General features: G+C 74.6%; 5 protein-coding genes. All 5 read right to left on the bottom strand.

Annotated features, from left to right (window positions below):
- Positions 1 to 64 precede the first annotated feature (64 nt).
- Entirely contained in the window at positions 65 to 1,243 is a 1,179-nt protein-coding gene (moeZ, locus tag ACGFZF_RS27040) for an adenylyltransferase/sulfurtransferase MoeZ (RefSeq protein ID WP_393558205.1), read from the bottom strand.
- 63 nt (positions 1,244 to 1,306) lie between these two features.
- Entirely contained in the window at positions 1,307 to 2,056 is a 750-nt protein-coding gene (locus tag ACGFZF_RS27045; protein ID WP_393558207.1) for a spherulation-specific family 4 protein, read from the bottom strand.
- Positions 2,044 to 3,003, bottom strand: coding sequence for an NAD-dependent epimerase/dehydratase family protein (locus tag ACGFZF_RS27050; protein ID WP_393558209.1), 960 nt, complete (start codon positions 3,001 to 3,003; stop codon positions 2,044 to 2,046). The genes ACGFZF_RS27045 and ACGFZF_RS27050 overlap by 13 nt, the downstream gene beginning before the upstream one ends.
- Before the next feature lie 126 nt (positions 3,004 to 3,129).
- A complete protein-coding gene (locus ACGFZF_RS27055) occupies positions 3,130 to 4,389 on the bottom strand; it encodes a hypothetical protein (RefSeq protein ID WP_393558211.1) in 1,260 nt (419 codons plus the stop codon).
- A gap of 13 nt (positions 4,390 to 4,402) precedes the next feature.
- Positions 4,403 to 6,085, bottom strand: a complete 1,683-nt coding sequence (locus ACGFZF_RS27060; protein WP_393558213.1) for a DUF3492 domain-containing protein — start codon at positions 6,083 to 6,085, stop codon at positions 4,403 to 4,405.
- Between the last annotated feature and the right edge of the window lie 212 nt (positions 6,086 to 6,297).

The raw sequence follows: 6,297 nt of genomic DNA on the forward strand, positions 1-6,297 counted from the left end.
GACCTGTTCCCAGGTCCGGGCCCTCGCCGGTGCGCCGTTGCCGCGGACTCCCGCGGGCGGCCGTCTAGTAGATCGGCTTCTCGGGCTCGATCTGGTTGACCCAGCCGATCACGCCGCCGCCGACGTGCACCGCGTCCGCGAATCCGGCGGACTTGAGCACGGCGAGGACTTCCGCACTGCGGACACCCGTCTTGCAGTGCAGGACGATCCGACGGTCCTGCGGCAGGTCCTGGAGGGCGTTGCCCATCAGGAACTCGTTCTTGGGGATCAGCTTCGCGCCCGGGATCGAGACGATCTCGTACTCGTTCTGCTCGCGGACGTCGATGATCTCGATCTTCTCGTCCGTGTCGATCCACTCCTTGAGCTGCCGCGGAGTGATCGTGGAGCCGAGCGCCGCCTCCTGCGCCTCCTCCGACACGACGCCGCAGAAGGCCTCGTAGTCGATGAGTTCGGTGACGGTGGGGTTCTCGCCGCAGACCGCGCAGTCGGGGTCCTTGCGGACCTTGACCTGGCGGTACTGCATCTCCAGGGCGTCGTAGATCATCAGCCGGCCGACCAGCGGGTCGCCCACGCCCGCCAGGACCTTGATCGCCTCGGTGACCTGGATGGAGCCGATGGACGCGCAGAGCACGCCCAGGACGCCGCCCTCGGCGCAGGACGGGACCATGCCCGGCGGCGGGGGCTCCGGGTAGAGGCAGCGGTAGCAGGGGCCGTACTCGGACCAGAAGACGGACGCCTGACCGTCGAAGCGGTAGATCGAGCCCCAGACGTACGGCTTGTTCAGCAGCACGCAGGCGTCGTTGACCAGGTAGCGCGTGGCGAAGTTGTCCGTGCCGTCGACGATCAGGTCGTACTGACCGAAGATCTCCATCACGTTCTCGGCCTCGAGCCGCTCTTCGTGGAGGATCACGTTCACGTACGGGTTGATGCCGAGGACCGAGTCCTTGGCGGACTCGGCCTTCGAGCGGCCGATGTCCGCCTGGCTGTGGATGATCTGGCGCTGCAGGTTCGACTCGTCGACCTCGTCGAACTCCACGATGCCGAGCGTGCCCACACCGGCCGCGGCCAGGTACATCAGGGCCGGCGAACCGAGACCGCCGGCGCCCACACAGAGCACCTTGGCGTTCTTCAGGCGCTTCTGTCCGTCCATCCCGACATCCGGGATGATCAGGTGGCGGGAGTACCTGCGGACCTCGTCTACGGTGAGCTCGGAAGCCGGCTCGACCAGGGGTGGCAGCGACACGGGGGCTCCGTTGGTCGGTATGTCAGTACGGTTGTTCTCCCCGTAACACTGCCACGCCCCTTCTCATTCCGAGACACCCGGTCCAATGCGCGAGACGATTTCGTCCCAGTAGCCGGGCAGCGTTTGGAATGGATCGGTTTGTCCGGAGCGGTCACCGTGGTCGGTGAAGAAGATCGTCCCCGCCCCTTGCCAGCGCGCGATCCGCATCGCCTCCTCCAGGTGACTGCGCGGGACCCCGTGGACGAGGTGCACGAACTTCTCCGGCGGGTGGTCGGCGGTCCACTCCGCCACCTGCGACCAGCGGTAGTCCGTCCACGGTCCGGAGAAGGTGACCACCTGGTCGGCGGCCTCGGCGTAGCCCGCGTACGGATGGGTGCCGTGGCCGAGGACGAGGTGCGCCTCGCCGTCGAGGACCGCCTCCAGGGTGGCCGTGACGCGCCGCACCTCGGGCAGGTCGACCCGGTCCGTGGGACAGCGGTCGAGGTAGTAGCCGTCGACCTTGTACCAGTCCAGGAAGCGGTGGGCGTCCGAGACGATCTCGCCGAAGTCCCGGGAGCCGTGGCGCAGGTCGAGGTGCCCGAGGACCCTGACCCCGGCGTTGCGGAGCCGGCCGGCGGCCTCCAGGCAGTGCGGGTCCGGCCGGTCGCCCGGCCCGTCGGCGACGTTGAGGACCGCCCAGTGCAGCGGGGTGCCGGGCCGGGTCAGCTCGGCCCACTCGACGGGGGCGAGCAGCGGGTGGGCGTAGCCCGGGACGCCGAACCCCATCGCCCGCACGGCACCGCTGGTACTCGTACTCGTGGTCAGATGCGACACGCCGCCTCCATCCAGATGTCGGCGAGGGACTCCTCGAGGTTGATCCGGGGCCGCCAGCCGAGCCGGTCGCGGGCGGTGCGGACGTCGGCCTGCTGCCAGCTGCCGCAGCCGTCGGGGTACGGGAAGGGGGCCGCGGCCAGCTGCTCGGCGATGGTCTCGGTGCGCGGGGCGCCGATGACCGGCCGCTGCGGCGGACCGTCGAGCTCGTGCAGGGTCCCGGCGTATCCCGCGACCCGGGCGAGGACGGCGGCGGCGTCGCGGAGTTTGACCGCGCGTCCGGTGCCGATGTTCACGACGCCCTGGGCCGCGGAGAGCGAGGCCGCGTGGACGGCTCGGGCCACGTCGCGCACGTCCACGAAGTCGCGCTGCACACCGAGGCCGCCGAGCTTGAGCTCGCCGTCGCCGGCCTGGATGGCACGGCGCATGGCCTCGGCGAGGCGGCCGAGCGGGGAGCCGGCGGGGGTGCCCGGACCCACCGGCGAGAACACCCGCAGCACCACGGCGTCGAGGCCGGATCCGAGGACGAGTTCGGTCGCGGCGAGCTTGGACACGCCGTACGGGCCGCCGGGGCGGGGCACGGCGTCCTCGGCGGTGGAGGACCCCGGCTGGGAGGGCCCGTACTCGGACGCGCAGCCGACCTGGACCAGGCGGGCGCCGCAGCCGCTGCGGCGCAGGGCCTCGCAGACCGTGGCGACGGCGACGGTGTTGTGCCGGGTCAGCTCGCGGGCGCCGCCGCGGGTGGCGCCCGCGCAGTTCACCACGACGCCCGGGTGGACGGCGTCCAGGAACCGGGTCAGCGCCCCGGGGCTGCCGCCCGCGAGGTCGAACCGTACGTCGGCGTCGTCACCCCGCCCGAGGGCGGTGAGGTGCACGGCCGGGTCGGCGAGCAGGCGGTCGGCGACGTAGCGGCCGATGAATCCGTTGGCTCCGAGCAGCAGCACCCTCATCGTGCGGCCCCTTCGTGCCGACCGGCCGGTGCGGTGGATGGGGAGGTCATGTCCTTTTCGTCTCCTTGGAATGGGTCCTGCGTGTGGGCACGCCCGAGGCGTCGGCTCCGCGGGTGTGCCGGGGGGTCAGGGGGTGTCGTGGGCCGGGACCCGCGCGTGGGCCGAGGCCCGGGAGAGGGCGGCGGTGGCATGGGCCAGGAGGCCGAGGGCGGCGGCGCCGCAGATCACGGCGGGTACGGCTCCGGGGCCCCAGGTGTCGACCAGGGTGCGGACCGGTGCCGCGAGGAGGTCGCAGCCGGGGAGCCGGGCGGCAAGGACGGTGGCGAGGGCGAGCGCCTGGGCCGCGCAGACGCCGGCGAGGGCGTCGGCTGCGGTCCGGGCGAAGCCGTGGGCGGCGAGGAGCCGGGCGACGAGCAGCAGGGCGCCGAGGGCGAGGGCGCCGGGGGCGAAGCCGGTCAGGGCGAGCAGGCCGGCGAGGACGGCGGTGTGCAGGGCGACGGTGGCGAGGAGCAGCGGGCGGGTGCCGGCGGCGAAGTCCTCCAGGCCCCGGCTGGCGGCGAGCCGGCGGCGGGCCCGGGTGGCGAAGAGATGAGCGCACCAGGCGCCGGGGGCGACGGAGAGGGCGAGTCCGAGGACCGGACCGGGGGTGAGCGCCCAGCCGCCGTCGGGTCCGCCGGTGAGCAGTTCGCCGAGCAGGCCGTCCCCGCCGAGCGCGTACGCGAGGAGCCAGAGCGTCCAGACGCGGGCGGCGGGGACGCCGCGGCCGGCGGTGCGCAGCGGGCCTCGCCGGACGGCGAGGGCGAGCGCGACGGTCAGGCCGAGGGCTCCGGCCACGCCGACGGCGAGGCGCACGGACCCTTCGGTGAAGGCGAGTCCGGTGCCCGCGAGGGCGGCGACGGCCCCGGGCGCGACGGCGGCCGTCGCCCAGCCCGCCCACCCGGTACCGGCGCCGTCCTCGGGCGCGGGGCGCGCGGCTGCTCCGGTGCCGCGCGGCACGCGTGCGTACAGCTCCTCGGCGAGCGAGAAGACGTCCCGGTGGCGGAATCGGGCGGCGGTCCGGTCGGTGACCCCGTGGACCTCGAGTTCGGCCGCGATCTCCAGGGCGTCCACGGCCCGTTCGCACAGGTCCCGGTGACGGTGCATCAGCGCCCTGACCGGGTCGGCGGGCCCGCGGCGCACGGGCCGGGCGGGCGTGGTCTGCGGGGTGTCGTGGGCGGTGTCCGCCGGCGGGCGGGGCCGGCCGGTCTCCTGTGCGGGGGCGGTGTCCGCCGGTTCGGGGTGCTCCGCGTCCGTCGCCTGCCCGGCGGTCAGGGCCTGGGCCGCCAGAAGGGCCTCGGAGCGGGTGTTCCAGGGGCCGGGGCTCGTGGGGGCAGCGGAGCCGCGCATGGGGGTGCCTCCTTCAGGCATCGGGGTCTCCCGCCCGGCCTGCCGCGCTCACCGGCCGGCCCGCCAGGATGCCGGGGACGTGGGACTCGGCCGGGTGTCCGAAGGGGATGCCGTCGGCGGCGCGGCGGCGGACCGGGGAGCGGGAGAGGAGTTCCAGGTAGATGCCGCGAAATGCCGCGATGTTCTGTTCGACCGTGAAGAGTTCGAGCGCGCGGGCGCGGGCGGCGGCGCCGAGCCGGTAGCGGCGCTCCGGGTCGCGCAGCAGGGCCAGACAGGAGTCGGCGAGCGCCCGTGGATTGCGCGGGGGGACGACGAGCCCGGTGCCGCCGATGACCTCGACCACGGCCCCGACGTCCGTCGAGACGGTCGCGCGGGCGCAGAACATCGCCTCGACGAGACTGATCGGGAAGCCCTCGACGACGCTGGAGAGGACGACGACCGCGCCGGCCGCGTAGGCGTCGGCCAGGGTGGGCGCCTCCGGCCCCCCGATCTCCTCGAAGGTGACCGGGTTCTCGCCGACGTCGTGCGCGCCGGCCGCCTCGTCGGGGAAGAGCTGGGCCGCGAGCGAGCGGCAGTGCGCGAGGTAGGTCTCGGCGCCGGGCTCGCGCACGGGGGCGGCGATGATCCGGAGCCGGACCTCGGGCTGGGCCTTGCGGACCTCGGCGAAGGCGTGGAGCAGCGCGATGAGGTCCTTGGCGGGCTCGACGCGGCCGACCCAGACGAGCGTGGCCGGGTCGCCGCTCTCCTCGTCCTCGCCGACCTCGGTGAAGCGCGCGGACTCCATGCCCGGGTAGACCGTGCGGATCCTGGCGCGGTCGGCCCCGCACCGCTCCTGCCAGCGGCGGGCGTGGGTGTTGCCGGGGGTGAGCAGCGCGGCCTGCCGGTAGACCTCGCCGGCCAGGCTGCCCTGGAAGGCGGCGAGCAGGGCGCGGACGGGGGCGGAGAGGGGCGCGTCGCCTGCCGAGAGGTAGTGGGCGCGCAGCTGGACGCCGTACTCGGTGACGAGGAGCGGGGTGCCGAAGAAGCGTTTGGCCAGCAGGCCGGGCAGGGCCGCGGATCCGCCGGAGGCGGCGTGGCAGAGGTCTGCGGCGCCGAGCGCGTCGTCGCCGTACCAGTCGAGCGACAGAGGGCGCAGGGCCCGCTCGAGCTGGTCGACGAAGGCCAGGTAGTCGGGGACGGTCGCGGCGGACACGCCCCTGCGCACGCCGGGCGCCCGGCAGGCCGATTCGAGGGTGCGGACGGCGAGTTCGGAGCGGAGGGCGGCGTGCAGTCCGCCGCGCTCGCGGGCGAGCTCGGCCAGTCCGTAGAGCCCTTCGGCGAAGTCCTCCGCCGCCTGCGGGAGCGCGCCGGACAGGACGCCGCCGGGGGCCGCGATGCCGGTCGCCTCGGGTCCGGAGGCATCCGGCTCGGCGCAGATGCCGTGCGCGAGCGACCGGAAGTGACCGGCGAACCGGCGGCGGTCGCGCCTCCCGTGGGTGCGGCCGTCGTCCTCGGGCGCCCACAGCGGGGCGGTCCGGACACGGCGCACGTGCGGTGGCAGGACGACGTGGCCGCCGGCCTCCTCGCGGGCGGTGCGGCTCAGGGCGTAGAGGTCGAACTCGTGCGGGGCGAGCCCGCGCACGAGCCGGTCGCACCAGAGTCCGGACTCACCCGTGGCGTACGGGTAGCCACCCTCCGTCAGCAGTCCGATCCGCATGAGTACACCCCCGATCTCCCTTGACGGCAGCCGTCGTTCGTCCGGCTATTCGCAGCGGGAAGAAACGTAAGCGGACATGCCGGTGGCGGGGGGGGGGGGGGGGGGGGGGGCGCCCCCCCCGCGGGGGGGGGGGCGTAAATTTCAACCCCCCCCGCGGGGGGGGGGGGGAGCCGGGCCCCCAGGGCGGCGCGTGGAGGCCGGGCGCCGGGGCC

It is taken from the genome of Streptomyces sp. NPDC048338, assembly GCF_043201055.1.
Classification (GTDB): Bacteria; Actinomycetota; Actinomycetes; order Streptomycetales; family Streptomycetaceae; genus Streptomyces.